26 protein-coding genes are annotated in these 25,976 nt (G+C 61.3%); 9 read left to right on the forward strand and 17 right to left on the reverse strand.

Features of this window, described 5'->3' with window-relative positions:
* Positions 1-20 precede the first annotated feature (20 nt).
* Entirely contained in the window at positions 21-1,355 is a 1,335-nt protein-coding gene (locus ACZ5OO_RS04000; protein WP_013267390.1) for a signal recognition particle protein Srp54, read from the forward strand.
* Here ACZ5OO_RS04000 and ACZ5OO_RS04005 read toward each other — a convergent pair.
* Genes ACZ5OO_RS04005 through ACZ5OO_RS04020 form a run of 4 tightly spaced genes read right to left on the reverse strand, consistent with a single transcriptional unit; the run spans position 1,324 to position 3,965 of the window.
* Complete coding sequence (locus ACZ5OO_RS04005; protein ID WP_013267391.1) at positions 1,324-1,650, reverse strand: AlbA family DNA/RNA-binding protein; 327 nt, start codon at positions 1,648-1,650, stop codon at positions 1,324-1,326. The genes ACZ5OO_RS04000 and ACZ5OO_RS04005 overlap by 32 nt on opposite strands.
* A gap of 42 nt (positions 1,651-1,692) precedes the next feature.
* The gene (locus tag ACZ5OO_RS04010; protein WP_464077847.1) at positions 1,693-2,310 is read right to left on the reverse strand and encodes a hypothetical protein; all 618 of its coding nucleotides are present in this window, start codon (positions 2,308-2,310) and stop codon (positions 1,693-1,695) included.
* Positions 2,307-3,065, reverse strand: a complete 759-nt coding sequence (locus ACZ5OO_RS04015) for a hypothetical protein (protein WP_464077848.1) — start codon at positions 3,063-3,065, stop codon at positions 2,307-2,309. The genes ACZ5OO_RS04010 and ACZ5OO_RS04015 overlap by 4 nt, the downstream gene beginning before the upstream one ends.
* Positions 3,066-3,965 carry an ABC transporter ATP-binding protein gene (locus ACZ5OO_RS04020; protein ID WP_464077849.1) on the reverse strand — a complete coding sequence of 300 codons (900 nt, stop codon included), beginning with the start codon at positions 3,963-3,965 and terminating at the stop codon, positions 3,066-3,068.
* A 71-nt stretch (positions 3,966-4,036) separates the two neighbouring features.
* Between ACZ5OO_RS04020 and ACZ5OO_RS04025 the strand changes: the two genes are divergently transcribed.
* Complete coding sequence (locus ACZ5OO_RS04025; RefSeq protein WP_464077850.1) at positions 4,037-4,801, forward strand: SDR family oxidoreductase; 765 nt, start codon at positions 4,037-4,039, stop codon at positions 4,799-4,801.
* A gap of 95 nt (positions 4,802-4,896) precedes the next feature.
* A complete protein-coding gene (locus ACZ5OO_RS04030; RefSeq protein ID WP_464077851.1) occupies positions 4,897-5,931 on the forward strand; it encodes a DUF1152 domain-containing protein in 1,035 nt (344 codons plus the stop codon).
* On the opposite strand, the gene ACZ5OO_RS04035 is transcribed toward ACZ5OO_RS04030, so the two are convergent.
* Positions 5,921-6,280: a hypothetical protein gene (locus ACZ5OO_RS04035; protein ID WP_048812904.1), complete on the reverse strand. Its 360-nt coding sequence runs from the start codon at positions 6,278-6,280 to the stop codon at positions 5,921-5,923. The two genes, ACZ5OO_RS04030 and ACZ5OO_RS04035, sit on opposite strands and share 11 nt — an antisense overlap.
* A 175-nt stretch (positions 6,281-6,455) precedes the next feature.
* Here ACZ5OO_RS04035 and ACZ5OO_RS04040 point away from each other — a divergent pair, with 175 nt between their 5' ends.
* Positions 6,456-6,626 carry a ribbon-helix-helix protein, CopG family gene (locus tag ACZ5OO_RS04040; RefSeq protein WP_013267398.1) on the forward strand — a complete coding sequence of 57 codons (171 nt, stop codon included), beginning with the start codon at positions 6,456-6,458 and terminating at the stop codon, positions 6,624-6,626.
* Positions 6,627-6,709: 83 nt separating this feature from the next.
* Positions 6,710-7,225, forward strand: coding sequence for a hypothetical protein (locus tag ACZ5OO_RS04045; protein WP_464077852.1), 516 nt, complete (start codon positions 6,710-6,712; stop codon positions 7,223-7,225).
* Here the strand turns inward: ACZ5OO_RS04045 and ACZ5OO_RS04050 are convergent.
* Genes ACZ5OO_RS04050 through ACZ5OO_RS04065 form a run of 4 tightly spaced genes read right to left on the reverse strand, consistent with a single transcriptional unit; the run spans position 7,204 to position 11,069 of the window.
* Entirely contained in the window at positions 7,204-7,953 is a 750-nt protein-coding gene (locus tag ACZ5OO_RS04050) for a PEP/pyruvate-binding domain-containing protein (RefSeq protein ID WP_464077853.1), read from the reverse strand. The genes ACZ5OO_RS04045 and ACZ5OO_RS04050 overlap by 22 nt on opposite strands.
* On the reverse strand, positions 7,953-9,251 hold the full coding sequence (gene hisS / locus ACZ5OO_RS04055) for a histidine--tRNA ligase (RefSeq protein ID WP_464077854.1): 1,299 nt from the start codon (positions 9,249-9,251) through the stop codon (positions 7,953-7,955). The genes ACZ5OO_RS04050 and hisS overlap by 1 nt, the downstream gene beginning before the upstream one ends.
* Positions 9,252-9,285: 34 nt before the next feature.
* Positions 9,286-10,056 (reverse strand): CBS domain-containing protein, encoded by a 771-nt coding sequence (locus tag ACZ5OO_RS04060; protein ID WP_013267402.1) that lies wholly within the window; start codon positions 10,054-10,056, stop codon positions 9,286-9,288.
* Positions 10,053-11,069: an alcohol dehydrogenase catalytic domain-containing protein gene (locus ACZ5OO_RS04065; protein WP_464077855.1), complete on the reverse strand. Its 1,017-nt coding sequence runs from the start codon at positions 11,067-11,069 to the stop codon at positions 10,053-10,055. The genes ACZ5OO_RS04060 and ACZ5OO_RS04065 overlap by 4 nt, the downstream gene beginning before the upstream one ends.
* Positions 11,070-11,174: 105 nt before the next feature.
* Here ACZ5OO_RS04065 and ACZ5OO_RS04070 point away from each other — a divergent pair, with 105 nt between their 5' ends.
* Positions 11,175-12,653 carry a dihydropteroate synthase-like protein gene (locus ACZ5OO_RS04070; protein WP_464077856.1) on the forward strand — a complete coding sequence of 493 codons (1,479 nt, stop codon included), beginning with the start codon at positions 11,175-11,177 and terminating at the stop codon, positions 12,651-12,653.
* A 12-nt stretch (positions 12,654-12,665) separates the two neighbouring features.
* Here ACZ5OO_RS04070 and ACZ5OO_RS04075 read toward each other — a convergent pair whose 3' ends face one another.
* The 3 genes from ACZ5OO_RS04075 to ACZ5OO_RS04085 form a co-directional block, all read right to left on the reverse strand.
* The gene (locus ACZ5OO_RS04075) at positions 12,666-14,198 is read right to left on the reverse strand and encodes a cytochrome b N-terminal domain-containing protein (RefSeq protein WP_464077857.1); all 1,533 of its coding nucleotides are present in this window, start codon (positions 14,196-14,198) and stop codon (positions 12,666-12,668) included.
* Positions 14,199-14,481: 283 nt separating this feature from the next.
* Positions 14,482-14,943 carry a vitamin K epoxide reductase family protein gene (locus ACZ5OO_RS04080; RefSeq protein ID WP_464077858.1) on the reverse strand — a complete coding sequence of 154 codons (462 nt, stop codon included), beginning with the start codon at positions 14,941-14,943 and terminating at the stop codon, positions 14,482-14,484.
* Entirely contained in the window at positions 14,940-15,416 is a 477-nt protein-coding gene (locus ACZ5OO_RS04085) for an aminoacyl-tRNA deacylase (RefSeq protein ID WP_013267407.1), read from the reverse strand. The genes ACZ5OO_RS04080 and ACZ5OO_RS04085 overlap by 4 nt, the downstream gene beginning before the upstream one ends.
* Before the next feature lie 142 nt (positions 15,417-15,558).
* On the opposite strand from ACZ5OO_RS04085, the gene ACZ5OO_RS04090 reads away from it, so the two are divergent.
* A complete protein-coding gene (locus ACZ5OO_RS04090; protein ID WP_464077859.1) occupies positions 15,559-15,894 on the forward strand; it encodes a hypothetical protein in 336 nt (111 codons plus the stop codon).
* On the opposite strand, the gene ACZ5OO_RS04095 is transcribed toward ACZ5OO_RS04090, so the two are convergent.
* Positions 15,891-16,121: a MoaD/ThiS family protein gene (locus ACZ5OO_RS04095; protein ID WP_427973047.1), complete on the reverse strand. Its 231-nt coding sequence runs from the start codon at positions 16,119-16,121 to the stop codon at positions 15,891-15,893. The two genes, ACZ5OO_RS04090 and ACZ5OO_RS04095, sit on opposite strands and share 4 nt — an antisense overlap.
* Positions 16,122-16,222: 101 nt before the next feature.
* Between ACZ5OO_RS04095 and ACZ5OO_RS04100 the strand changes: the two genes are divergently transcribed.
* Entirely contained in the window at positions 16,223-16,927 is a 705-nt protein-coding gene (locus tag ACZ5OO_RS04100; protein WP_464077860.1) for a creatininase family protein, read from the forward strand.
* Between the two features lie 491 nt (positions 16,928-17,418).
* Here the strand turns inward: ACZ5OO_RS04100 and ACZ5OO_RS04105 are convergent, their stop codons facing one another.
* Positions 17,419-18,039, reverse strand: coding sequence for a 2,3-bisphosphoglycerate-dependent phosphoglycerate mutase (locus tag ACZ5OO_RS04105; protein WP_048812906.1), 621 nt, complete (start codon positions 18,037-18,039; stop codon positions 17,419-17,421).
* A 461-nt stretch (positions 18,040-18,500) separates the two neighbouring features.
* Here ACZ5OO_RS04105 and ACZ5OO_RS04110 point away from each other — a divergent pair, with 461 nt between their 5' ends.
* Positions 18,501-19,091, forward strand: a complete 591-nt coding sequence (locus ACZ5OO_RS04110; RefSeq protein ID WP_464077861.1) for a DUF973 family protein — start codon at positions 18,501-18,503, stop codon at positions 19,089-19,091.
* 323 nt (positions 19,092-19,414) lie between these two features.
* Here the strand turns inward: ACZ5OO_RS04110 and ACZ5OO_RS04115 are convergent, their stop codons facing one another.
* From ACZ5OO_RS04115 to ACZ5OO_RS04125, 3 genes are all read right to left on the reverse strand, one after another.
* Positions 19,415-21,442, reverse strand: coding sequence for an APC family permease (locus ACZ5OO_RS04115; protein ID WP_464077862.1), 2,028 nt, complete (start codon positions 21,440-21,442; stop codon positions 19,415-19,417).
* Positions 21,443-22,178: 736 nt separating this feature from the next.
* Complete coding sequence (locus tag ACZ5OO_RS04120) at positions 22,179-22,430, reverse strand: hypothetical protein (protein WP_464077863.1); 252 nt, start codon at positions 22,428-22,430, stop codon at positions 22,179-22,181.
* A 6-nt stretch (positions 22,431-22,436) separates the two neighbouring features.
* Positions 22,437-25,724 (reverse strand): protein NO VEIN domain-containing protein, encoded by a 3,288-nt coding sequence (locus tag ACZ5OO_RS04125; protein ID WP_464077864.1) that lies wholly within the window; start codon positions 25,722-25,724, stop codon positions 22,437-22,439.
* Positions 25,725-25,976: the final 252 nt, after the last annotated feature.

The following is a 25,976-nucleotide window of genomic DNA, read 5'->3' on the forward strand; positions in this document are numbered from 1 at the left end:
ACCAAGGGAAAGCTGCCTTGGTGCTCGAGGGCCTCAGGGAGGCTGTGAGGAAGTTCCTCGGCGGGGGCTCCACCTACAAGGACTCGGTCGAGGAGTTCATAAGGGACCTGCAGAGGGAGCTCATAAGGGCGGACGTCAACGTCGCACTTGTAAAGAGGCTCAGCGACGCCATAAGGCAGAGGGCCCTCGAGCAGGAGCCGCCCCCGGGCGTCAGCAGGAGGGACTGGTTCCTGAAGATAGTCTATGAGGAGCTTGTCAAGGTGTTCGGGGGAGAGGAGCCCCCGAGCGTGGAGCCGAGGAAGGTGCCCTGGGTGATCCTCCTCGTGGGCGTGCAGGGCTCGGGGAAGACCACAACGGCGGGCAAGCTCGCCAGGTTCTACAGCGCCAGGGGCTACAGGGTAGGCCTGGTGGAGACAGACACCTACAGACCCGGGGCCCTCGAGCAGCTGAGGACCCTGGCCCAGATGTCAGGGGCCCTCTTCTACGGGGAGCCCGCTGGGAGGGCCGAGGAGATAGCCTCCAGGGGGGTCAAGGAGCTCGAGTCCAGGGGGGCCCAGGTCATCATAGTTGACACAGCCGGGAGGCACGGCTACGGTGACGAGCAGGCGCTCCTGGACGAGATGAGGAGGATAGCCGACGCCGTGAGCCCCGACGAGGTGGCCCTCGTGGTTGACGCCGCCATAGGCCAGAGGGCCTTCGACCTTGCAAGGAGGTTCCACGAGGCCACCCCGATCGGCACAATAATAGTGACAAAGCTTGACGGCACGGCCAAGGGCGGAGGGGTTCTCTCGGCCGTCGCGGCCACGGGGGCGAGGGTTAAGTTCGTGGGCACGGGCGAGAAGGTGGACGAGCTGGAGCCCTTCGACCCCCAGGGCTTCGTCTCAAGGATCATGGGCCTCGGCGACATAAGGTCGCTGCTGGAGAGGGTCAGGGAGGCCGAGGCCGAGGAGAGGGCTGTAAAGGTAGTGGAGGAGGACATAGAGAAGGGCAGGGTCAACATGAGGACCATATACGCCCAGCTCAAGTCAATAAGGAGGCTGGGCCCGCTGAGCAGGGTCCTGGAGATGCTGCCCCTGTCCACGCTCCCTGTCAAGGTTGGCGACGAGCAGGTGAAGCTCGGGGAGGAGAAGATCAACAAGTGGCTTCACATAATAGAGAGCATGACTTACGAGGAGCTTGACGACCCGGACATAATAGACAGGTCGAGGATGAGGAGGATAGCTGTGGGCAGCGGGACCACGGTTAACGACGTCAAGGAGCTGCTGGCCTACTACAAGTCAGTCAAGGCGGTGGTCAAGAGGCTGAAGAGGGACAGGTCCCTCCTCAGGAGGTTTGGCCTGCAGGCTGGGGAGTAGGCTGGGAGCCCTGCGGGGCGAGGGCCACCGTTATCTCCACGGCCGGGAGCTTCACCTTGCCTTTGTCAGTGTCGACCTCCTCGTAGTCCGCCGAGAAGGACTTGACATAGAGGTTCGTGAAGTACCTGGCCTTCACGGCGCTTATCACGTCAACGGCCTTGCATATGGCCTTCCCCCTGGCCTTAACCTTGACCTCGGCCGAGGGGGACGAGTTGAAGACCTCTATGAGGGCAAGCATGTAGTTAACTACGGGCTTCTTGCCTATGAGCACCACGTTCTCCTGGCCCTGCGACATATACTTCGCCTCAAGGTGGGTGGGGGCTTGGCAATAAAAGCGTTAGGCAGCCCTCCTGAGGAGGTCGTAGGCCAGCGAGGCCACCACGAGGACCGCTGCCCCGGCGGCCGCCCCCAGGTTTGAGAGCCTCCCGTAGCCCGTCACCCTGTAGTCCACGCTGACCCCCACGCTTGAGCTGGAGTTGCTGGGCACTGCCACCACCACGAGGTAGCTGGAGCTGTTCACATTGCCCCTCACGGTGTAGACGCCGTTCACCGGCCTGGAGTACTTCACCGCGTTCTGGAAGGCCTCCTCCACGAATATGGGGTTGCCCTGGAGGCCGGCAACCTCCACTATCACTCCGGCCCTGAAGTCCTCGTCCGTCGAGAGCGTGACGACCTTGAGCCCGAGGCCCTTGACCTGAGGCAGGAGGGCTATCGGGTTTGCCTGAAGGCTCAGGTAGAGCACCTGGGAGGCCCCGGTGATCCTCATGGTGGCGACCCCCTGGGACGTCGTCGGCATAACCACTGCCACCGCCGCGCCCACCTGAGACGAGGGCACCGTGGTAGAGTAAGAGGTCCCCAGCTGGACGCCGTAGTAGGTGGCCACCAGGCTCGATATTATCAGCGCGACGCCGACGAAGAACAGCAGCCTTGACACCGCTGTCCTGTACCACCTCAAGTCGGCTCGAACCTCCTCTCAAAGTAGTAGAAGTAGAGGCCTAATAGAACAGCGTACGAGAGCGGCACCACCAGGTACTGCCAGGCGCTGACGGCCTGCCCAGTGAGGCCGTAGTAGACGTCGAAGTAGAACCCCATGGAGTTCGAGGCGTTCACGAGCGACTGTATGTTGTCAAGGAGCCCTATCAGGTAGAGCACCCCCGAGAGGGCCACGTAGCCGAAGTAGAATGATATGCTTGCAATGATGGCTGTGCCCGTGGACCTGAACCTGCTGGCCAGCAGAAGGAAGACTGTGCCGTAGAGCTGGCTCTGCACCAGGTACGAGGCCCACATGGCCGCGTACTGGGCGGGGCCCCTGAGCACCACGGGGTAGAGCATTATGGCCGTCACTATGGCCGGCACCCCAAGGAGCATGGCCGCCGGGAGCAGCGACCTGGTTATGTAGAGCACCGCCGCCACAGCCCTCCTCGAGATGGGGTAGCTCATGTAGACCTGCATTATCCCCCCTTGCACTATGTTCACGAGGTCCGACGAGGCCCTTATCGCGATGTATATCGTCGTCACGAAGAGCGCCAGCGACTCCGGGCTGAAGGTGAAGCCGGGCCCCAGGGCTGCCGCGGGGCTTGATATTGGCTGAAGCACTGAGAGGGCGCCGCCCATGGCCGCTACAACGAGGAGCATTATGTCAAAGCCGGGCGGCCTGAGGGCGTCCCAGAGGTCCAGGTAAAGCAGCTCAAGGCTCCTCCTTATGGACAATCAGCCCACCTCCCTCAGGAGCTCCTCGAGGCCAGGCTCCACCAGGTCTATGCCGTAGTACCTTATGCCGGAGCTCACTGCGTCCGCAAGCGCCAGCAGGAGGGCCCTCTCGTCGTCAGGCCCCCTGAGCCTGACCGTGACCTCCTGGACCCCGGCCTCCGCGTTGAGCCCCCTCCCGATGAGCGCCTTTGCCAGCGCCTGGGGGTCAGGCGCCCTGACCCTGGCTACCTTGATGGACCCTATGACCTCGTCGGGGGCCCCCTGGGCCACCACCGAGCCCTGCTTTATCACGACTATCCTGTCGACGACCCTCAGCACCTCGGAGAGCACGTGGCTTGAGAGCAGTATCGTCACCCCCCTCTCCTTCTTCAGCCTTGAGAGCGTCTCGAGCACGGAGGCCCTCTCTACGGGGTCAAGGTTGCTGGTGGGCTCGTCGGCCACAAGGAACTTTGGGGAGGCCACTAGGGCGTGGGCTATGGCGGCCCTCTGCTTGAGGCCTGCCGAGAGCTGGCCGAAGGGCCTGGACTCGTGGCCCTCGAGGCCTGCCAGCTTAACCGCCTCCCTCACGTCAGACTCGGGCACCCCGTAGATCCTGGCCGCCCTCCTCAGCAGCTCTATGACCGGCATAGTCGCCGGGAGGGAGGGCCTCTCAAATATGACCCCCACGCTCTCCCTCGCCGTGGGGTCAAGGAAGGGGTCCCTGCCGAACAGCCTGACGTCGCCCGAGTCCCTCCTCAGGAGGCCCAGGGAGACCCTTATGAGGGTGGTCTTGCCCGCGCCGTTGGGGCCCACGAGGCCCAGGAACTCGCCCTCCCCAATGCTCACGCTGACGCCCCTCAGGGCCTCCCTGTCCCCGAACCTCTTCCGCACGTCCCTGAGCTCCAGCACGGCCTGGCCCAAAGCCTTAGCTCCCAGCCCCACTGTGGGCGCGGGCTTAATTTTCCTTTAATACAGGGAAGACCGGGGTCGGGTTGAGCTGCAACGCAATAGTCACAGGGGCCAGCAGGGGCATAGGCCTCGAGGCGGCCAGGGCCCTGGCCTCGAGGGGCTGCGACGAGCTCCTGGTCGCAAGGGACAGGGCGGGGCTCGAGGAGGCCTCCAGGGAGCTGTCATCGAAGTACGGGGTTAAGGCCATACCAAGGCCCGCCGACATGACGTCAAGGGAGTCGGAGGCCATAGTTGACGAGGCCAGGTCCCTCCTGGGCGACATAGACGTGGCATTTGTGAGCTACGGCAATCCCCCGTGCGAGCCCTGCGAGCCCGCCGACGCCAGCTGGGACGACTGGCAGTACGCCGCCTCCATGTACCTCGTGTTCCCCGCCAGGCTCCTGGGGAGGCTTGCCAGGGTCAACGGGAGGAAGGCCACAGTGATACTGGTCTCCAGCTTCTCCTCCAGGTCGCCCATGTGGCCCACCGGGGTAAGCGACGTCGTGAGGGCCGGCCTCCCGGCCATGGCGAAGCTCTTCTCAAGGGCCTACCCGGGGTCGCTCAGGGTCATAGTCCTTGAGCTGGGCAGTTTCAGGACCCCCGGGGCTGACAGGCTCATAGGTGAGCTCGCGAGGAGGGAGGGCGTGAGCGCCGAGGACTACTGGTCAAGGGTTGCCTCCATGTCGCCCCTGAGGAGGCTCGGGAGGCCGGAGGAGCTGAGGGAGCTCATAGCGTGGCTCGCCTTCTCGCCCGAGTACCTCACCGGCGTCACCGTGCTCTTCGACGGGGCCACGCTGCAGTCCCTCTAGCCACGATATGGATTCCCGTTACATGAGGAATCCATATCATAGGGCACTGGTGGAGCCTTTTAAGAGCAAGGGCACAGGCCTCGCTGGGGCCTAGGTTGAAGTTCAAGAGCCTTGAGGAGGCGGTGGCCAACAGGAAGGTCCTGGTGCTCGGCATAGGCGGAGGGGGAGACGCAGCGGGGGCCGTCTACCTCTACCAGAAGGTCAGGAGGTTCGGCGGGAGGCCAATACTCGGCTCGGTGGTCTGGGAGAGGTACGCCATAGACCCCTACCCAGGGCCCATACCGCTTGAGGCCATGGTGGACGTCGACATACTCGGGGACTCCGCCGCCCTGGTCAGCGGGAGCTCATATGCAGTAAGGTTTGGGAGGCAGCTCAGGCCCCAGATAGTCAGGGCCGCCGAGTTTCTGGGCGAGAAGGCCCTCTTCGTTGACATAAGCAAGGGGAGCGAGGGGGTGAGGAGGGCCCTTGAGGCCGCCAGGGACCAGCTTGGGGTTGAGCTCGTCATAGGGGTTGACGTGGGAGGGGACGCGCTCGCCCTCGGGTGCGAGGAGAACCTCTGGAGCCCGCTGGCCGACTCCGTCTCGCTGGCCGGCCTCGGCTCGGCCGGCGTCGACTCCCTCATAGCTGTGCACGGCCCGGGCGCTGACGGGGAGCTCTCGACGGACCAGGTTCTCTCCTATATAGCGGACGTGGCCGCCCAGGGAGGCCTGCTGGGCATATACGGCATAAACGAGGAGGAGGCGGAGCTGCTCGACAGGGCCACTAAGGCCATCGAGACCGAGGCCTCCCTGATGCCCCTGCTGGCCTTCAGGGGAAGGAGGGGGGACCAGAGGATAAGGGGAGGCACGAGGACAGTCAGGCTCTCGCCCGTCCTGGCCACCACCTACGTTATGGATGCGCTGACCGTCTACAACAGGAGCCCGCTGGCCAGGGCCGTCTCAGGCACCATGGGGATCTCGCAGGCCAGGCAGATACTCAACTCCATGTGCATCTACACCGAGCTTGACCTTGAGTACGACCTCTTTAACATGAGGGGCTCCACCAGCTCCAGGCCCGTGAGCCTCGAGGACATCAGGAGGGAGGGCATAGGAAGGCTCGTGAGGCAGGGCTGCAGGCCGGTTAAGTGTTGACGCTCTCCTGCTCAACGCCAAGCGCCTTCTTAGCCTTGACCTCCCCTATCAGGTCCTCAAGGGCGTCAAGCCTCTGGAGTATGTAGTCAAGCGCCTCCTCCAGCTGCCTGTACCTGCCCTCCATCATGGTCACCTTGAGCTTCAGGTCCCTCTCAACCTTGTCAAGCCTGTTCGACAGGTTGGCGACCATCACCTCTGAGGCGCCCTCCTGCCTGGCGGCGAGGCCGCCCTGCAGGCCCATCTTTATGTAGAGCTTTATCAGGTCCGTTATCTGTATGCCTATCTCGTCGCTCTTCTCCTTCAGCTGTTTGTACATGGCGTCGCTCAGCGACAGGTGCACTGTGGGCACTGCTGTCTCCCCGTTGTAAGAGGAGTACTGCAGGAGGCCTAATATACTCTTATGTTACATAGAGTCCTATTGCAGGTTTCCTCTTGTAGTCCGAGAGGGACTTTCAATAAAGCCTCCAGTAGTACTGCAGTAGTATCGGAGCCCTGTTGGAGGGTGAAGACAGGAGGTGGAACGCATGAAGGTGCTCAGCTTCAAGCTCGAGGACGACCTCCTCGAGCTCCTTGAGGAGTACTCAAGGAAGAGGAACATACCCAAGTCTGAGGTCATAAGGAGGGCCCTGAGGCAGTACATAAGCGCGGACAGGGACAGGCCCTACGTGGGTAAGTACATAAAGATCTACACGTGAGCCCTGAGCCCCTTTAGTCCCGGCCCCTCCTCCTTGTGATTGAAGGTTAAGAGCTAGGCCTCAGCCAGCTTCCTGGGGAGAAAGTGTCGCTGGAGTACGGCGGCTTTGAGGTCATAGGCGCGGAGGACGTGCACAGGGACATGCTGGAGAGGGCCAGGCACATTCAGAGGCCCGACGTCAGCCAGGCCATTAAGGAGAAGCAGGAGGTGATCATGGCCACCAGCAGGTGGTCCCCGAGGGAGGTCAGGGTCGGGTCCGAGATGCCGAAGCTTGAGGCCAGGCTGAGCAGGGCCTCAGCCCTCATAATAGTCATGCCTCCCAGGCACACGATGCTCGCAGTTGAGGCAAGCAAGGAGATGGAGGACCTGCTCGAGTGGGCCGAGGGCGCGGAGAGCAAGGCGATATTAGTATACTACTCGAGGAAGGGCATCATGACCACGGCCGCCTACCTCTACCTGGGCAACGTGATGGAGGAGGCCGACGTGGGCATACTCTTTGTCAACGGCCCGCCATCGGAGGTGGCCGAGGTCTTCAGCACCCTCGAGTCGAGGGGAGAGTACACCCCGGCCGAGGGGGGCTACATAGACATAAACTTCTGACGGGGCAGCGGCCTGGCCCCCAGGGCCCAGGGGCCTGAGCTGTAGGCCCACTCGAGCTCCAACGGCCCCCCGACGGCCTCCTCAGCCCTCAAAGCATACGAGGCCACCTCCCTGGCCTCCTCGTCGCTCAGGGACTGCGTCCAGGGGTCGGCCATGGGGATGGCCACGACCCCCCTGCCTGGCACGTACCGCCTCGCGCTGGCCTTCCTCATGACCCTCCTCTCCACAAGCCTCAGGGAGAGGTCAAAGGTGAAGCTGTCGTGCGGGGAGCCGACGCTCATGAACTCGTCCCCGAGGCCCGGCACCGCCTCAACTATCAGCCTCCTGAACCAGGTTATCGGGCTGACCGTGTAGGCCGCCCCAGAAGCCTTGGGGGAGGCCACCAGGCTCTGGACTATTATCATGCTCCCCGCGGCGGCCGGCGTTACCTCTGCGGCCCTTGAGACGAGCCAGGTTGCCAGGTATGGCACGTCCTCCGGCCCCTCCGCGACCCTGAGGCCTATGGCAGAGAGGGCGAACTCCGCCAGCCCCACCTCGGGAGGGCTTATCCTCACAGCCGCCGGGAAGGAGCAGCCAGAGGAGGAGCAGGCCTCCTCGACGGCCCTCGGGGTCACCTCGCTGACGCTCATGACGAACCCGGGGGGCACCCTGAGGCCAGCGTCCATGAGGAGCCTGAGCCTGTAGGCCTTGACGCCGCCTGACCTGGTGGCATCGCTCAGGGGCATCATCAGCTCAGCAGCCTCTCCAGGGCCTGCCTCGCCTCCTCAAGCCTTACGGTGAGCCTCTCGCCCTTGGATGGCGAGTACAGGGTCACCGAGCCGGAGGCCTCCTCCTGGGGACCGACGAAAGCCACGACAGGGACGCCCAGCTTTAGCGCCCTCCTCCTCTGCTCGTCCTGCCCCGACCTGTTGAGGTCAACCCTCACGCTGAAGCCCCAGGACCTGAGGACGTCCGCCACTCTCCAGGCGTAGGCGTAGCTCTCGGGCCTCACGTTGACAACCATGACCTGGGTGTAGGTCCTCCTGTCGGCCCTGAAGAGCCCGACCTCCAGGCCAGCGTCTATCAGCCTGTCGATGCCTATGCTCGCGCCGGTAGCAGGGACCTCCCTCTTGGCGAACAGAGATATCAGGTTGTCGTACCTGCCTCCCCCGGCCACGCTGCCTATCCTGGGCCTGTCAAGCACGACCTCAAGTATCGGCCCAGTGTAGTAGTCAAGGCCCCTCACGAGCGACATGCTGAACTCCAGGGCCTGGGGCCTCCTGACCAGCTGGGCCACCTGCCTCAGGTGCTCCACCCCCTTCATGAGCGTGGCGTTGGAGCCGTGCTCCCTGGAGAGCCTGTCCAGCGAGTCCGCCACGTCGCCCTTAATTGAGATGACCTCCATCACCTTGGAGGCGGCCGGGGCGCCCAGGAGCCTCTCAAGCTCGGCCCTGACCCCCTCCTCGCCCACCTTGTCAAGCTTGTCTATAACCCTGTAGACGGCCAGCGGGTCCTTAAGGGAGAGCTCCTCCTCGAATATGCCCGCCAGTATCCTCCTGTCGTTTATGAGAACCCTGAAGCCCGACCCAACCCCAAGGGCGTCCAGGGCGTCAACTATGACGTTTATGATCTCGGCGTCGGCCTCCGGGTAGGGGCTCCCGACCACGTCAACGTCTGCCTGGTAGAACTCCCTGTACCTGCCCCTCTGGGGCTCGTCGTGCCTCCACACTGGGGCTATCTGGTACCTCTTGAACGGCATCGGTATCTCCGGGTGGGACGCTATGTACCTAGCAAGGGGCACCGTGAGGTCATACCTGAGGGCGTACTCCCTGTCGCTCCAGGGGTCCTTGAACCTCCATATGAGCCTGCCCTCCGCCTCCTCGCCGTACTTGCCCGCCAGGACCTCCCAGCTCTCAACGGCCGGGGTCTCGAGCGGGTCGAAGCCGTACCTCCTGTAGACGGCCTCCACCCTGCCCATTAGCTCCTTCCTTAGTATCGCTAGGTCGGGCGGTATGTCCCTGAAGCCCCTCGGGGGCCTGAGGTCCAAGCGCTTCCCCAGGCGGCTGGGGAGAGGCTATAACTTAAGCCTTAGCCCTGGAGGCCAGCCACCTGGTCAGGCTTATGTCGTCTATGCCCCCGCACGGCCTGGGGCCGCAGAAGACTACGGCCACGTCGGAGCCCAGGGACTCCATCACGTCAGCCGCCTCGCCCACCGTGGCGCCCTCGTCTATGTAGGCCGCGGGCGACATGGGCAGGTCCTCCACCTTGGCCGACATGGCCTGGCCCCCGGCGGAGGCGTAGGCCTGGAGCACGTCCCTCACGGTGACTATTCCCAGGAAGCTGTCGCCGTCAACAATTAGGACGCCGCTCGTCCCCCTGGAGCTTATCACCGAGGCGGCCTCGAGCAGCGTGGCCCCCGGGTCGAGCACGGGGTAGTCTGGGACCAGCGCCTCGTGGAGCGAGGCCGACCCGGCGGCGCCGTAGGGCAGGTATGAGACCACGTCGTGGGTCGTCAGTATTCCCTGGGGCGAGCCCTCGGGGCCCACCAGCACGGCCGTGACGTCCCTTGAGGCCATAACCTTCGCCGCCTCGATCACGGGCGTGGTGGGCTCCACGTAGACGGGCACGTCAAGGCCTGCCCTGGACAGGGGCCTCGAGGAGGGGTCGGTGCCCGTGGCCAGCATCCTTATCAGGTGGAAGGCGCTGAAGACGCCTATGGCCCTGCCCTCCTCCGTGACGAGGAGCCTCCTTACGTTGTGGGACACCATGTACTCCGCCGCGTCCTTCACGCTGGTCTCCGAGGACACCGAGAGCACGGGCCTCGAGGCGACCTCTATGACGTTCTCGCTCACTCCTCACCCACCAGCATTATTCTTCCGTCCCTCTCCCTCGAGAAGAGGAGCCTTAAAGCGTCCTTGGCCTGCGACATTGGCAGCTTCCTCCAGACCTTGACCTTCAGGAGCCCTCTCGAGGCCATGTCTATGAGCTTAGCCATCTCGGCCCTGGTGCCCCCGGTCGTCCCTATGACCCTCACCTCCCTGTTGTAGAGCTCTGGCACCGAGAAGGTCACGGTCTCGCCCCTCAGGGCACCGAATATGGCCAGCCTCCCCCTCCTGTCCAGGAGCTTCATGCTCACCGGCAGGGTGGGGGTGCCTATGGCGTCTATCACTACATCAGCCAGCTTGCCGCCGGTCATCTTGATGAGGGCGTCGTAGCTCTGCTCCACCGGGGCCACGGCGTCGGCCCCGAGCTCCAGGGGCCACTTCTTGGTGCTCACGGCCAGGACCCTGGCGCCCATGATCTTTGCAAGCTGGAGGGCGAACTGGCCGGTGTTGCCCGAGGCGCCCACTATTGCCACCACGTCGCCAGGCCCCACGCCGGCCTCAAGGAGGGCGTGGAAGGAGGTTAGAGCCGCCACTGGCAACGACGCGGCCAGGTCCCAGGGCACGTTGTCGGGCAGCCTGAACAGGTTGGCCTCGTTGACCACTGCCTTCTCCGCGAAGCCCCCGTGGGTTATCATCCCAACTATGCCGCCGAACCTGCAGAGGTGCTCGTGGCCGCCCATGCACATGTCGCACCTGCCGCAGAAGACCCTGGGGTATACGACGACCCTGTCCCCTGGCCTGAAGTCCTTTACCCCGGGGCCCACCTCCTCCACGATGCCCGCGAACTCGGCCCCAGGGATGTGGGGCATGGGCTCAACCCTCCTCATGCCGCTCACGACAAAGTAGTCAACCGGGTTGACACCGGCCTCGACCACCTTCACCACGACCTGGCCGTGGCCTGGCCTGGGGTCGTCAAAGTCAACGTAGCTGAGTGAGTCTACGCCGAAGGCCTTCATCAGGTTTGCCTTCAACAGGACCACCGTGGTTATATGTAAGGGAATGTATAAAAGCTTAGCTTGAGCCACTCGCCTTAAAAACTAACTATTTAAATTCCTGGATACCGTGTCCAGGTATTGGGAACGCGGTTGAGGTTCGGCATCATAACCAGCAGGCCCGCCGAGCCAGTGGTCAGGGAGGTGCTGCAGGAGGGGGGACTTAAGGACTTCGTCATAGTCGCGCTCCCGGTGCCCGCAATATCGCTCCTTACGACGACCGCCATAGCCTCGGTGCTCAGCTCCAGGAGGGACCTCCTCTCGGGCCTCTCGGACGTAGACATGGTCGTGCTGCCCGGCACTGTGAGGGGGGACGCCTCCGAGGTCGCCAAGGTCACGGGGAAGCCCGCTTTCAAGGGCCCCAGGAGCCTCGGGGAGCTGCCGGTCACGCTGAAGTACGTGAGCCAGGGGGCCAGGCTTGACACCGTTAAGGCTGCAGACGAGGTGCTGGGCTCCCTGGCGCCCAGCATAAGCTACGAGGAGGCCTTCAGGATAGGCCAGGTCCCTGTGCCGAGGAGGGGGCCCCCAGTGCTGCTCTTCTCCGAGGTGGACCCCAGGGCCCAGGACTTCACAGCGACCGCGAGGAGGTACGTTGGCGAGGGGGCCCAGGTCATAGTGGTTGGGGCCGAGGACGGCATGAGCCTCGGGGAGCTGCGCCGCAGGGTCAGGGAGGCCAAGGGGCTCGGGCTCCCAGTTATAGCAGAGGCTCCCTCGAGGGCCTACGCCGAGGAGGCCATAGCCGCCGGGGCCGACGGGCTCAGCGTGGCCGACTACCAGGTCCCCGAGCTTGAGGACCTGCTGTCCAAGGACCTGGCGCTCCTGGTTGGCGGCGACAGCCTAGACAGGCTCAGGGACGTTGAGAGGGAGCTGGCGGGGAAGGCGAAGCTCATAGTTGACCCCTCCCTGGCCGTTCCCCCGCTGGGCCTGTCGCAGAGCGTGGAGAGGTACCTCAGGGCCTCCAGGGAGCTCTCGTCGCCGCTTCTCTTCTCAGCGGCTAACGTCACCGAGGAGGTTGAGGCCGACACCGCTGGGGTGCACGCGGTCCTGGCCCTGATGGCCGTCGAGGTCAGGGCCTCCGCGTACCTTGTTGTTGAGGAGACCTACAAGTCCGTGCATGGCACCTCCGAGGCAAGGGAGGCCATAAGGCTGGCCGAGAGCGCCTACGCCGCCAGGGCCAGCGAGAGGGGCATGTTCAGCAGGCTCCTGGTGCTAAAGCAGGACTACCCGCCCCCTCCGCAGCCCCAGGAGGAGGTCAGCGCCGAGCCTGTTGGCTACGTGGAGCCGCAGGTCTCGGCCAGCGAGTACGTCAGGATATCAGCCGACCCGGCGAGGGGGGTGATGAGGGTCACGCTATACAGGGACGGCAGGGCCGTCGGGAGCCTCGAGGGGTCCCACGCGCTCAGCCTCGCCAGGGCCCTGGTCAGGAGGTTTAACGTGAGCGCGGAGCACGCGGCCTACATAGGCTACGAGCTCAGCAAGGCGGAGCTCTCGCTTAAGCTGGGCAGGACATACGTCCAGGACGAGCCCATCATAGTGACGCCCTGGGAGAAAAACGGGAACTCGCACTGCTGAAAAAACTGGAAGTCACTTGCCCTTCCTGGCCTCCTGCCCCCTCATCTCAGGTATCGTGTACCTGTTCCAGAATATCTTGTAGAGCCTCAGGTAGTCCGGCAGGTTCCTCAGCCCGGGTATCCAGGGCAGGAACAGCACTATGAGGAAGAACACCATGGCTATTGATGCGTTGTAGAGCGTGTGCCACCAAGGTATGTGGTCGCCCCAGGCCTCGAGGGCGTCGTAGGGGGCCAGCCAGTAGCTGCCTATCTGCCACGGCTCAACGTTGAACTTCGTCATTCCCATGAAGTACTCGTGCAGGTGGTACTTGAAGCCCTCTATGGTGTGCATGAGGCCCGTGTCGGCTATCAGCCTTATCTCATACAGCTGGTCCAGGCTGCTGTGGTCCCAGGTCTCCTGGCTCAGGGCCCCGTCGTAGAGGCCAGACTGGGCCATCACGGTCAGCTGGGCCGCCACGACCTCTATCGGGTTTGACGTGTTGTGGAGGGCGGCGGCTATGGAGCCGTTGTCGCTGAAGTAGTTGTAGGCCGCGTTGAGCTGCTCAAGCTGCACTGACGGCGGCTCGGCCTGGAACTCGGCGAGGTAGTTGGTTCCGTCGGTGGAGTTTATGAGCATCTCGTAGGGCTTCACCACGTAGACCTCCCTCGTGTTGACGTAGGTTATGTTGTCCCACCTGAAAGAGTACGGGTTTATGAAGCCGAATATCGAGAACTTCTGGTAGGTCGCGGTCCCCGAGGTGTAGTTGTACTCCTGCAGCAGCGTGGCGGCGAAGAGGTCCGGGTAGTGCTGGGCCGCCCACTGGGCGTCAAGGGCTGGTATGAACGGGTAGGCCCAGAGGGGCCCAAGTATGAGGCCAAGGGCTATAACTATGACCACGAGGACGCCCGCCCCTATGAACATCTTCCTGTGGTCGGCCTTAACCACGGAGTACCTTATCTCCGGCCTGTGCGGCTTGCTGAGCCCCCTCCTCCAGGCGAGCATGAAGTGGGCCCCGGCCAGGAGCATGAGTATGCCCGGCACGACTATGGCGTGCCAGCCCAGGACGGCCCCGAAGTTCTCTGGGTTGACGAACCAGCCGAGGCCGAGGGCGTTCCAGAGGCCGGCGCCGCTCTTGTCGTTGTACTGTGCCACTATGTTGTTGTTAAGCCCTATGCCGAAGGCGTACTGTATGAGCACCAGGAGCAGCATTATGGTCCCGAGGACCCACATGTCCTTCCTCTTCTCGTAGGCCTTGGTGGAGAAGTTGACGAACATGTGGACGAACAGCAGAGTCACCAGTATTTCAGCGGCCCAGAAGTGTATCTGGCTAACGTACATGCCCGCGACGCTGTAGTTCCACCAGTAGGGGCCGAAGAACATCATTATCGCGCCGGTGACGGCCAGCACTATGGCAAGCACCAGCAGGTAGAACCCTATCTGGAACCAGAAGCTGTTGCCATACGAGGGCACCGTCTCTATGTAGAACATGTGAAATATGTCGCTCAGGTCCTTGAATATGTCCCTGAACTTCGAGCCCCTCTCGCCGGGCTCCTGCTTACTTCCCACAGAATTTTCACCTCGTCCAAGGGGACTAACGTCTGGGGCTGTGTATGTACAAGTCTTTTTAAGCGTTGGTATTGATTTGACTGATCCTTAAAACGTGGACATACACGTTTATGATATCGGATACTAGATGTAAAGCGTTACTGCCAGAAAAGGCCGCCAGGGACCGCCCGTGACGCGCTTACGTAACCCTAAAAAGCGTAATTTACCTCGGGGCCAACCATAGCCTGGGATGAGCGGGCCGACATAGGCCGAGGAAACGATGAGGAGGGGTTGATTGGGCGACCTAGAGGGGCCCGGAGCCCTTAAGCTCTGCGGCCGCGACTGCCGCGTTGGCTATCAGCATCACATGCATTGTGGTGCAGTAGACGCAGATGGCGTGTATCCTGAAGAGCTCAAGGTAGACCAGGTACGGCACGAAGGAGACGCCGAGGAACCTCCAGGCCGCCTGGGCGACCCTCAGGGCCCTCGGGAGCCCCGTGGCTATTGTCAATGCTGAGAGCGCCAGGTCCGCCGAGAACCACGCTATCGCGAGCTCGTCAAGGCTGAAGCTGTAGACCCTCGAGTAGCCGCTCGAGAGCACGTCGAGGCAGTTTATTGCAACGCCGGAGACCCTGACCGGGTATGTGCAGGCCAGCGGGGCCGACCTGTGGAGGTAGAAGCTGTTGTAGACCTCCAGGGCCGCCGCCAGGCCCACGGCTGAGAAGGCCAGCAGGAGGAGGGCCGCGGCTAAGGTCCTCTGCCTCACTGCGAGACGTCCGCGACTATCGGCCTGAGCGCCCTTAAAAGATCTCTTACTGACACGTTGGCCAGGGCGTTCATCGAGCCTCCCCCGGTCCAGACCCTCTCCTTGGAGGCTATGCTCCCGTCCACTATGACCTTCAGGCCCCTTATGCACTCCGAGAGCGGCGTGAGCCCTCCTGGCATCAGGCCTGTGAGCTCCTCTATCTCGTCGGGCGACGCCATCCTTATCTTCGAGGCCTTGGTCAGCTCCGAGAGCTTCCTGTAGTCAAGCTTCCTGTCCCCCGGCAGCAGGACCGCCATGGGCCTCCCGTCCACTATGAGGAGCAGGGTCTTCACTATGTCGCTCGGCGGCGCCCCCGCGGCCCTGGCCGCGGCCTCGACAGTCTCAACGCTCTCCTCGAACTCGACAATCTTGGCGTCAACCCCGTACCTCCTTATGAAGTCGCTGGGCGAGTCCACGCAGGCCAGGGTGCTCACCGGAGCTTATAGTGGAGCGCGACACTTTTAGCCTAAGCACTCACGAGGGGCGGGGGGCCGCCTTGAGCCTCATAGCCTGGGGATCACTCTTGTTAGCCCTGGCGGCCCTGGCCATATCCCTGTACAGGGCGGTGAGGTCCCGTTGGAGTGGTCGCTCTGCGCGAGCTCAACGGTGAGCGTGGCCATGAGGCTGGAGAGCATGGGCTACGACCTCCACGGCCACGACGTTGAGGTCACCGCCTGCTACTGCTACGGGGAGGGGGAGGCCAGGGACGACCTGGAGGCCATAGGGGCCGCCCTCGACTCGGCGCTAAGCAGGGCCAACAGGAGGCCCCTCTGGGAGGTCACGGGGAGGGAGGGGACGCTGGAGGACCTTCTAGAGTACGTGGCCAGGTCGCTCTCGGCCTCGGGCCTGAGGGGGAGGCTCTGCTACCTCAGGGCCAGGGTGCCAGGCAGGGAGGTGGAGCTCAGGCTCTAGCCGCCGCCGGTCTCGGGCAGCAGCACAACCGTGCTCCCCGGCCTGACCGGGGTGTCGGGCTCAGCCCCCTTGCCGTCCACCAGGAGCACGTAGTCGGACCTCCTCAGCTTCCTTATGACCGGGGCGACGTCCTCTACCTTGGCCTCGCCGTTGACCTCCACTTGGGCCTCATTGGTGCCGGCAAGGTCGGCCAGGAAGCCCAGGTACTTGACCCTGACCTTGCCCATCCTCCCCTTCCCCTGACAGCTGATGCCCAGGGGGCTCTAACGCTTTAGCACTTACCTCCCAGGGCCTCATTGTAATATACCGTCCAGGCACAACCGTGTCGGTGAGCGGCTTGTACAGGCTCGAGGAGCTCAGCTCCGCCCAGGCCAGGGAGCTCATGTCAAGGGAGGACGCGATAGTTATCATACCGGTGGGCAGCGTTGAGCAGCACTGCGAGGGCCCCCTGGGCACAGACCTCATGATAGCCCAGGGCGTCGCGGAGGCGGCGTGCGAGAGGGTGAGCGGGCCCTGCGTCCTCGCTCCCCCCATAGCTTACGGCTTCTCCGCCGAGTGGTCCCTGGCCCCGGGCACGGTGTCCCTCTCGCTCCAGGCCCTCCAGCTGCTCCTCAGGGACGTCATAACGTCGCTGGTGAGGTCCGGGGCCAGGAACGTGGTCATAGTGAACGGCCACTACGGCAACTCCCCGGCGGTTGAGGCTGCGCTCAGGGACATGATGCCCTCCCTGCCGCCCGAGGTCGCGGTGGTGCAGGTCAACTACTGGGAGGCCCTGGAGCTCGACGTGGGCCACGCCAGCGACGCCGAGGCCGAGGTCATGAAGGCCCTGGGCTACAGCGTTGACTTCGGCAGGTGCGAGTGCCTCCAGGGCTCGCCGAGGGGCGCGAAGGTCTACGTGAGGCCGGGCGAGGGGCCCGCCACGCTTAGGTCCCCCGCCAGGGGGCTCACCAGGGACTTCATAGGGTCGGCCGTGGCTGAGGCCATAGAGGGGGCCCTGAGGGCAGCCAGGGGCTCAAGGAGGCCCCTGCCGTAGGCCCTTGGCCTTGTTGGCCACTGTCCGCTGAGGGTGGTCAGGCACGTCAGGGCCGCAGTTGTAGATGCTTATGACTGCTCTCATTTCTTCGCTTTTTCTATAGAAGCCCTGAGAAGAAGCTGTGGAGCTCGGTCAAGAAGATGGCCACAACAGCCCAACATGCATAGACAACACTAGGATAACCGTGGCTAGGAGCCAGTTTGATACTCCAGCAATTATCCTAGTCCTTTCACTGGTCTCCATTAGGCTAGTCTTGGGCCCACCTGGCTAGCCCCACGTAGCTGGCACTGCTAACTCATAGATAGACCATGCCGGAGAGGTCAAGCTGGCCCTTTGACTGATCCTGCTGCGGGGTCCCCAAGTTTAAGGCGTGTTCTGTATGGATAGGGAAAACTCAGGCTTCCACTGTAAGTATAGGCCTTGCTTGACCGTAGAGCCCTTATGTTTACTTAGGATTGCGCGCTGAGTAACTATATGAATAACTACATTAGCTACCTTAAAACGCTCTTAGATCTTATCTTCAGCATATGGGCCTCTTGGTCCCAGTAGACATCATAAACTATGGGTTGGCCTGTTGGTATCTCCAGCTGAGGTACTTTATCCTCAGGTACGTCCTCAAGGTACATTATTATTGACCTTAGGCTGTTGCCGTGCGCTACCACTAAGACGTTCTTGCCATTAACAAGGTCCAGCAGTATAGTATTCTTGAAGAATGGCACTGTCCTCCTCTGAGTGTCCTCTAGGCTCTCCCCGTTGGGAGGCCTTGCTCTGAAACTCCTCCTCCATAGCCTGACCTGCTCTTCTCCATATGTCTTGGCTATCTCATCCTTGTTTAGGCCTTGCAAGTCTCCGTAATGTCTTTCATTTAAGTGCTCGTCTTTAATTACTGGCACGCGATAGCCCATGGCTAGCATCACCAGCTCCAGGGTCTCAATAGCTCTCTCCAACCTGCTCGTGTAGGCCACATCAAACCTATAACCTCTTAGAAGAAGCCCAGCCCTGATGGCCTCCTCCCTGCCCTTGTCGGTTAGTGGTACGTCAACCCAGCCAGTGAACCTGTTCTCCCTGTTCCACAGCGACTCCCCATGCCTTAACAGGCACAACGTAGGCACGCGGTTCGCCCCTACTCTAGTCATAATCAGAAAAGAAGGCCTTAAGCCCGTGACGTCGAAGAACTCACTTGAGTTTCTCAAGCTTCTTTGCTTCCTCTGCTGCCTAACCTATAGTCTAATTGCTGCTGTCGTTCCCCACTGATCGCTGGCCAGGCCGAAGCCCTCCAGACTATAAAAAGTCGCTAAGGGGCACGCCAGCCTTAGCGGGAGGGCTTTGATAATGGCGTCTCCAGACAACTTCGCCATCTTGATAATGAAATGAGTGGGAAAAGGGAAGTAAAATAATAGAATCAAGGTAGTCCTTTGTCTCAGGAGGCCCCGCGTGGCGTAGCCGTCCCTCACGTATCATATGACCATCGCCTCCCCCTAACATGCCCTTCAGCTGGCCGAGGCCGCGCGGGGCCAAGGCGAGGGGTCAGCATATATACCTGGCCGAACCCATGTACATGAGTTGACGGCTTATGAGCCAAGGTTACGCCAAGGCTGCCGCGGAGCAGCTGAAGGAGGGGTCCCTCTGGGCCTTCATATCCCTGCTGCTGGCTGCGATAGGGGCGGGGATCCCCATCGTGGGCTTCCTCGTCACGGGCGTCGGGGCCTACCTCTTCCTGACAAGGTCCAGGGGGAGCCTCGAGGCCTCCCTGAGGGACCTCCGCTCCTCAGGCCTCAGCCAGTACGACGGCTCCGGCTGGGTCAGGTACGTTCCGTATGCCCTTGGGGCCGTGGCGCTCGGGGAGCTGATAATGGCGGCCGCCGCGCTGATGGCTTTAGCCTCCATCCCGGGGCCCGGCGCCCTGATAGCTGTGATCGTTGTCAGGGAGCTCGGCTATGCCGTGGCGGCCCTGGGCTGGGTCGGCGTGCTCCTGGCCTCCATATTCCCCGGCCTTGAGATTTATGACGTCGGCAGCAGGCTCAACGACGACCTCCTGAGGGTGGCCGGGATACTGATAATAGTCCCCTTCGTGGACGTGGTGGGCTGGATAATGGCCTTCGTGGAGGCCGACCCCCTTGCCCAGAGGCTCGGAGAGGGAGGCCAGCGGCCGGGGCCCTCGTGAGGCCGCGGCCTGCCAAGGGCGCCTAGGAATCAGGCCAAGCCCTGGGCTGAACCCTTTCTCATTCTAACAGAAACCCTTTTTGTATCTGTTTACACAACAAAATATTGACAAAGGATGAGCTCCCGCCAGCGTGGGCCGTGCCCAGAAGGCGGGGCGAGGGCCACCGCGGTGATATGTGAGCCCCGCGCCGCTGAGCTCGGCAGGTGGCCGAGGGCAGTCCCTACGCTCGATCACGAGTGAACGTAAAATGACCGAGGTGAAAGCGCAGGGACGAACGGAAATAAAAAAGGACCAAGTTAAGGCCTAGGCCGCTCCCTCGGGCCTCATGGGCCCTTTCCTCCCCCGTCGGCCTGCACTGGGGCGACGCCGAGCTCCCTCAGCACGGCGTCGAGGTCCCTGGTGAAGATGCCGCTGTATACCGAGTAGAAGAACAGGGCCAGGGCCACCAGGGCGGTCACCACGGTGTCCCACGGGAACGGTATTATAGGCGACGTGAAGGGGCCGTACTGGCCGAGCCAGGAGAGCGTGTAGGCGCCGAACAGCACGGCGAGCACCCAGTAGCCAGCGTTGGTGTGGGCCCTGCCCTCCTCGTTCATCTCCCCCTTGAGCCACTCCGTGAGCCCAACGGCGGCGCCCAGGTTTACCACCACGAAGCCCACCAGGGAGCCGACGGTCCTGGCGTCGACGGGCGCTGGGGCCACGGACATGACGTTCCTCCACACCAGGAAGTACGTGGTGGCCGCCAGCACTGCCCAGAACATCACGCCCGCCGCAACGCCGTGGGCCCTGCTGACGCCGAACCTGGACGGGGCGACCATCATGTAGTAGAGGCTCACGCCGACGAGTATGAAGGTCGCCGCCAGCCAGAGCACCGAGAACGTGGACCAGTAGACTATCAGGAAGGAGGCTATGAACGCTATGGCAGCTATCACCCAGGCGACCCTGTCGCTCCCCACCCTGAAGGGCCTCGGCATGTTGGGAACCGTCCTCCTGAGCACCATGAGGGCGGAGCCGCCAATTATGTAGGTCAGCACCGTGGTCAGCGATATGAAGCTGACCATGAGGGCCCAGCCGGAGTAGGGCACCATGAACAGGGCCCCGAGCAGCCACGAGGTTATCAGGGCTATCCACGGTATCCTGTACTTGTTGAGCCTCAGGAACCACTCGGGCAGCACCCCGTCGGCAGCCATGCCGTAGAGCACCCTGGTCGTGGTGCCCTCGTATATCCAGCCGGTGCCGCTGGGCGAGACGACGGCGTCAATGAGCAGTATGAAGGCCCAGCCGACCAGTATGCCGACGCCGCTCACCGCCAGCAGCTCGTAGAAGGGCCCTGAGGATAGCACGGTGTAGCCGAGGCCCTGCCAGTTGCCGGGCGAGAGCTGGACCACCTTGTATACCGTGGTCCCGTTCGGGTAGGTGTAGGTCAGGTTCATCTGGTACCTGGACCAGTCTATGCCTCCCACGAAGGAGACCTGCAGGAGCACGTAGAGCACTATGGCTATTATGAAGCCGAGTATAGTGCCGAGCGGCACGTCCCTCTGTGGGTTCTTGGCCTCGCCGGCGTACTCAAGGCCCTGCCTGAAGCCAAGGTAGGCGAACACTATGCCTGTTGTGGGCAGCGCGAAGAACACCGGGGCCCAGCCGTAGGGGGCGAAGCCGTGGGCCGGAGAGAACGAGTAGGTCTTGTTGCCAACCGTTATGTTTCCGCCCGAGTAGCTCAGGGAGGCGAAGTTGGCCGGGTGGAAGATGAGGACAAATATCAGTATGACTGTGGCGAACGGTATGACCAGCTTCCACCAGCCGGCCCCGTGGGTCACGGCGCCCAGCACTTTGACGCCGAACCAGTTGAGCAGGAAGAACGCTGTGAGGAAGGCGAAGGCTATGGCGAAGCCCACGCCGGTGAGCAGGGTCACCGTGACGCCGGCCACCGTAGTTGAGTACGTCAGCGGCGGCCACTTGGAGGGCCACCAGGTGGAGAGGTAGGTCACAGCCGCCTCAGCCTCTGCTGGGGCCACCGTCACGGCGCTCAGGAAGTAAGCCCAGCCGAGCAGGGTCGAGGCGAAGCTCCCGTGGCTGTACTGCGGGTACCTGACTATCGCGCCTGTCTTAGGTATAGCGCCCGAGAGCTCGGCGAAGGCGAGGGCCACGAAGAGCAGGAGCACGCCTGCCATGATCCATGACACCACGGCTGCCGGGCCCGCCATGGCGGCCGCGTAGAAGGAGCCGAAGAGCCAGCCGCTGCCTATTATGGCGCCGAGCACCAGGAACATTATCTCGAGGAGCCCTAGGGCCTTCCTCAGCTCCCTGTCGCTCGCCTGCGCCTTCTCTATGTAGGAGTTCGAGCTGCCCACCAGGATCACCTCATGTATATCAGAGTTACAACAAAGTGTGGGAAAAATAAAAATTTTACCTGTAATTAAACCACCTAAAGTCCCACTTTCTATTATTAGGAAAAGTGAGAGCCCAGGAGGCCGAGCCGGCAAGCGCTGGCGCGGTCCTCAGCCCCAGGCCCTTCATCGGCCAACAGGGCTGCTGAGCACGTCGACCAGGCCTCCTCGCTCAGGAGCTAAAGTCGTCGGTCGGGCCGCAGGTCGGCTGGGCGAAGTTGGCAGGGCACGCGCTCCAGGGCTTGAGCCCTTTCCATAGCGCGCTTGACTTTTCAGCACAGCAAGTTACCTAAGTAAGCCCTTTAATGAAAACAAAAATAAAAAAGCGAAGAAAAAGGCCGAAGGCAGCTAGTCGCGGCCGCCCCCACGTCACGGCAAGGGCCTCCTACTCCCCTGGCCGCCCTCAGGCCCTCGTCTATCGCCGCGGCGACCACCGACGCTATCTGCTCCCTCACGAGCTGGTCGGGCGAGGCGACCCTCGGCTGGGCCGGGGCCTCCGCGTACCTCGTCGTTGAGGAGACCTACAAGTCGTTCAGGGGCACATCGGAGGCCAGGAATGTGATCAGGCTGCGGAGGCGGCCTGGCAGGGAAGTCCACTGAGAGGGCGTGTTCAGCAGGCTCCTGGTGCTGAGGCAGACCACCCCGCCGCCTATGACAAGTATCCTCAGCGCCGTCCCAGGGCCAGGTGATGGGGAGGGTTTTACGTGCTGATCAAGGGGCCTGAAGACAAGAAAGCGGGCTGGGGTCCAGGGATTGATAGGAGGGGACTACGCCTTGACCCACCTCTTGCCATAGAGTTCTCCTCCCAGGCCGCCCTCCCTATGTAGCCAGCCATGTAGGGCTTCGCCACCCAGTAGGCGTTGGGCTGTATCGTGTAGACGTGAAAGTTCAGCTGGACCGCCAGGTCCCCTGCCTTGTTATTGGCTGACGGACCGGAGCAGGGACGCTGCATTGCAGACTAGATCATGAAGGCCTTCTTTTTGCTAACCAGCCTGTCCACCATCTCTGCGCTTAAGTCTATCACGTTGTCTACTATGAGGATGTTGTCCTTCTTTATTCTATCTATATCTTTTATGGCCTTCTCGAAGGCCAGCTCGCACCTTTCCTCCAGCAGCGCCTTGGCCGGGACTATAATGGCCTTAGGGTTGCCTGGGACGTCCTTAATTATAGCAATCAAGTACCTGTCCCTGTTAACGATGAGCGACTTTATCTCATTGTCGGTTAAAGGTGGTCTCTCGCCCCCCTCGCTGATGGTCTTCACCTCAATGTAGTATTCCACTGGTTTGCCGTCATCGGTTTGGCCTTTGAGCAATATGTCGTAACCCAGGTTCTGGTCAGAGACGTCCTTGATCTCAACCACCTTGAAGGCTACGTCGCCAATGATTATCCTGTTAGCTTGAGAGGGCCCTGCTAGCTCCTTGAGCTTCTTCATTACGTACGCCTCCCCGAACTCTCCGAGCATTTTCCTGCGCAGGTCGGACGAAGGCTCAGACTTTACGCCCATTACGTTGGTCAGGAAATCCTTCCAGCCGCTGCCGTCGTTGTCGGCCTCGATGTAGGCATCACTTATAAAGCAGACGTTCGGGAACTTTTCAAGGTTGACATAAGACGCCCACACGCCCCAGTCTTCTGCCGCGCCGTACCTGGGGCCTAGCAGGCACTCTACGCCATTAGTGAAGGGGCTGAACCTTCTGTTCATCCTGTCAATCAGCACTATGTTTGGCCTAACTTCGTGGCTCTTTATAACATCTTTAACAGACTCTTCCCTCCCCGTCGCCTTGCAGCTTACGTATAAATCCTTGAGGTACTTCACGTACTTAACGTGATCCATTAAGTTGTTAGTGCTGCCCGTGCTAAGCGATGAGGCCGCCCCGTTCACCAACTTCTTAATCAGGTCTTCGGTCGCCTCCCTATTCTCGCAGGGCCTCAGCCCCTTCACCCCGGCGTTCCTCAGCAGCCTTACGAATTCTTTCTCATTATTATTAAGGACGTCGAGGTAACTTTTCTCGTCAACAAACGTGATTCCAAGCTTACTGAGGTAGTCCTCAGCCTCGCTTGACCCCCCGAGTAGTCTTAGCACATCACGCGCGTAGAGCTTAGTGGATGGTATGAGCTCCCCGCCCTTGCTTAACATCCATATCCCATTGTCACCCCTGAGCGGCAACCCGTGAGTAAAAAGCACGAAGGCTGTCAGCGCCGGGAGGTGCTCTTTTGCTATTGAGCTTCTCTGTTTATCGGCGCGGGACGCGTCGTTGCTCACAGTAAGGAGGTTTTCCAGGAGTAGCTTCGCGAAACTATCCAGGTTTACCCGCTTTATCTTCTGAATTTTTTCAAGTCCTTCACGCAGCCTATCGGCGTCCTCTTTGCCCAGAACCTCGACGGCTACCTTAAAGAACTCGTCGTCGAGGAACTTCTCCTCTGACAGCCGAGATATCTGTTGCTTGTAGCCTAATACGATGTCCTTGAACTGCGAGAGGTCCTGCGGGAATGACGCAAGGCTCTCGTCATCTAGGAACAACATTTCTGAGCCATCAACGTTGCCATTGAGGTCTGGCAATACAGCTATACTCGGGTTCAGTTTGTTGTTGTGTAACAGGTAAGCGTAAAGCCTGACCAGGAACCTATATGTCCTCAGCCTGTCCTTCTTTAACATGCTACCTATTAGCTGCCTGTTGAGCAGGTCCTCAGCCTTAAGCTTGGTGATTTTCTCCTTTATTTTACTTGGAAGCTCCTGAGCCTTCGAGATCGGGTAAAGCCTCCTGCCGTTGAAGACATAGCTGAGGTCATCCTCATCTATCAGGTTCTGCGCCAGCAGGTCATATATGATGTCATCCTCAGGCCTGAAGACTTCAGCAAGGGTTCTTATGGTCCCCTGCTGGTCGAGCGCTTTGAGCTCGGATAGCCTGCTCGCGAGATCGTCTATGGTCTTCCACACGGTCTCCTCCAGCAGGCGTTCCATCTCTTGCCTGACGTTCTGGCTATTATAGTCAAGAATCGCTAGATACGAGCTCGTGTAGTTATCCATGAGGTATGGCAAGGAGTCCCTCAGGAGCTTAGCTATCTCGCCCATGGTCCACTTGTTCCACTGGGCCTCAAAGTTGATGGTCCTCCTCCCTGCCTGGAGAATGAAGTCGGCCTGTATGAGGAACCTGAGCCCGCTCTCAACCTCTTCGAGCGGGAGGAACGAGTAGACTCCGAGAAGCTGAGACCCCCTCGGCCTCTTGATTTCGTCCTTTACTGGATCGAGCTCAAACGCTATGGAGATCTCCCTCTCCTCAACGTCGCCCCTGTTGGCGTTTATGGTCTCCCTGTCCCTCCTTACATCAGGGGGCACTGTGACCTCCCTGCTGAAGACCAAGAACCTGCCCCCGTACTTCAGAGGCTCACCCTCGCTGCCGTCAAGCGACTTCTCAACCTCCAACGTCCTGTACTTGTAGATAGTGATGTCGTTGAACTTCCTGGGCTCCTCCTCGAGGGACCACTCTATTACCTTCTGTTTTTTCGCGACGTGGTCGTAAATCTCGACCCTGTTTATGTACCTGAGGAAGAGGAACATGTGCCCCCTCAGCTTTTGGTGTATCGCATCGCTGAGGTTCTTTGCCGTCTGCTGATCCACGTAGACCGTGAACCTTGTCAACCCCCTCTCAAGGTCGCTGGGGGGCTCCACAGGTATTGGCGTCAGCTCCCACACTACATCCTCGGGCTTGACGTTAAGCTTGGAGAGCAGGTCCTTGAGGGAGGGGTCGTTGTACCAGGCGTCCTTGGAGAAGCTGAACGCCACAGCGCCGTCGCTATCGTGAGGCCTTGAGGCCACGTCGACCCTGGCTGACACCTTGAAGACGGACTTCCACCCTATGCCTATGAACCCCTTGTAGCCAGCCGAGGGCCTCTTGTGCTGCTTTATGTAGCACAGGCCCTCTATGTCGTCCTTGTCTATGCTCTTCCCGTTGTTCTCTATGACTATCCTGTCAGTGAACACGGAGACCCTGAAGACCCCCTTGTCCTTACAGAGGTCGGGCCTCTTCTGACAGAGCTCGAACCTGGCGTCCTCGGCGTTCTGGAGGAACTCCAGTACGAACTGGTCTGAGGACATGAAGACGTTCTTATATATTATTCCCACGGCGTTCTTGGCAGTCTCATAGATGCCAGTCCCCTGCGAGGCCTGAGACAGCCACTCATCCCTAACATCGCACACGGGTTTGTAGGGCGGCGGAGGTGACTGACAGGAGATCAAGCTGGTAGTCAATAGGCTAGCCCCCCTTAGGGTCACGCTATAGCCAATAGTAACGACGACGCATATAAGTTTTCACTGCACTTTGCTACGCGACGAGCCAGGCAGCGAGGCGGCCTTAACGAAGGTCCCCTCGACTATACGCCTCAACAGCTGTAGGAGGTCGCGCCGGTGACCTCGACGTCGCGCTGCCTTAATGGCCTCGGGAGGGGCGCCGGCCAAGGCGGTTAGGGCACTTCCATTGCAGCCCACCAGCTTGTCAACGGG

It is taken from the genome of Acidilobus aceticus, from assembly GCF_055392325.1.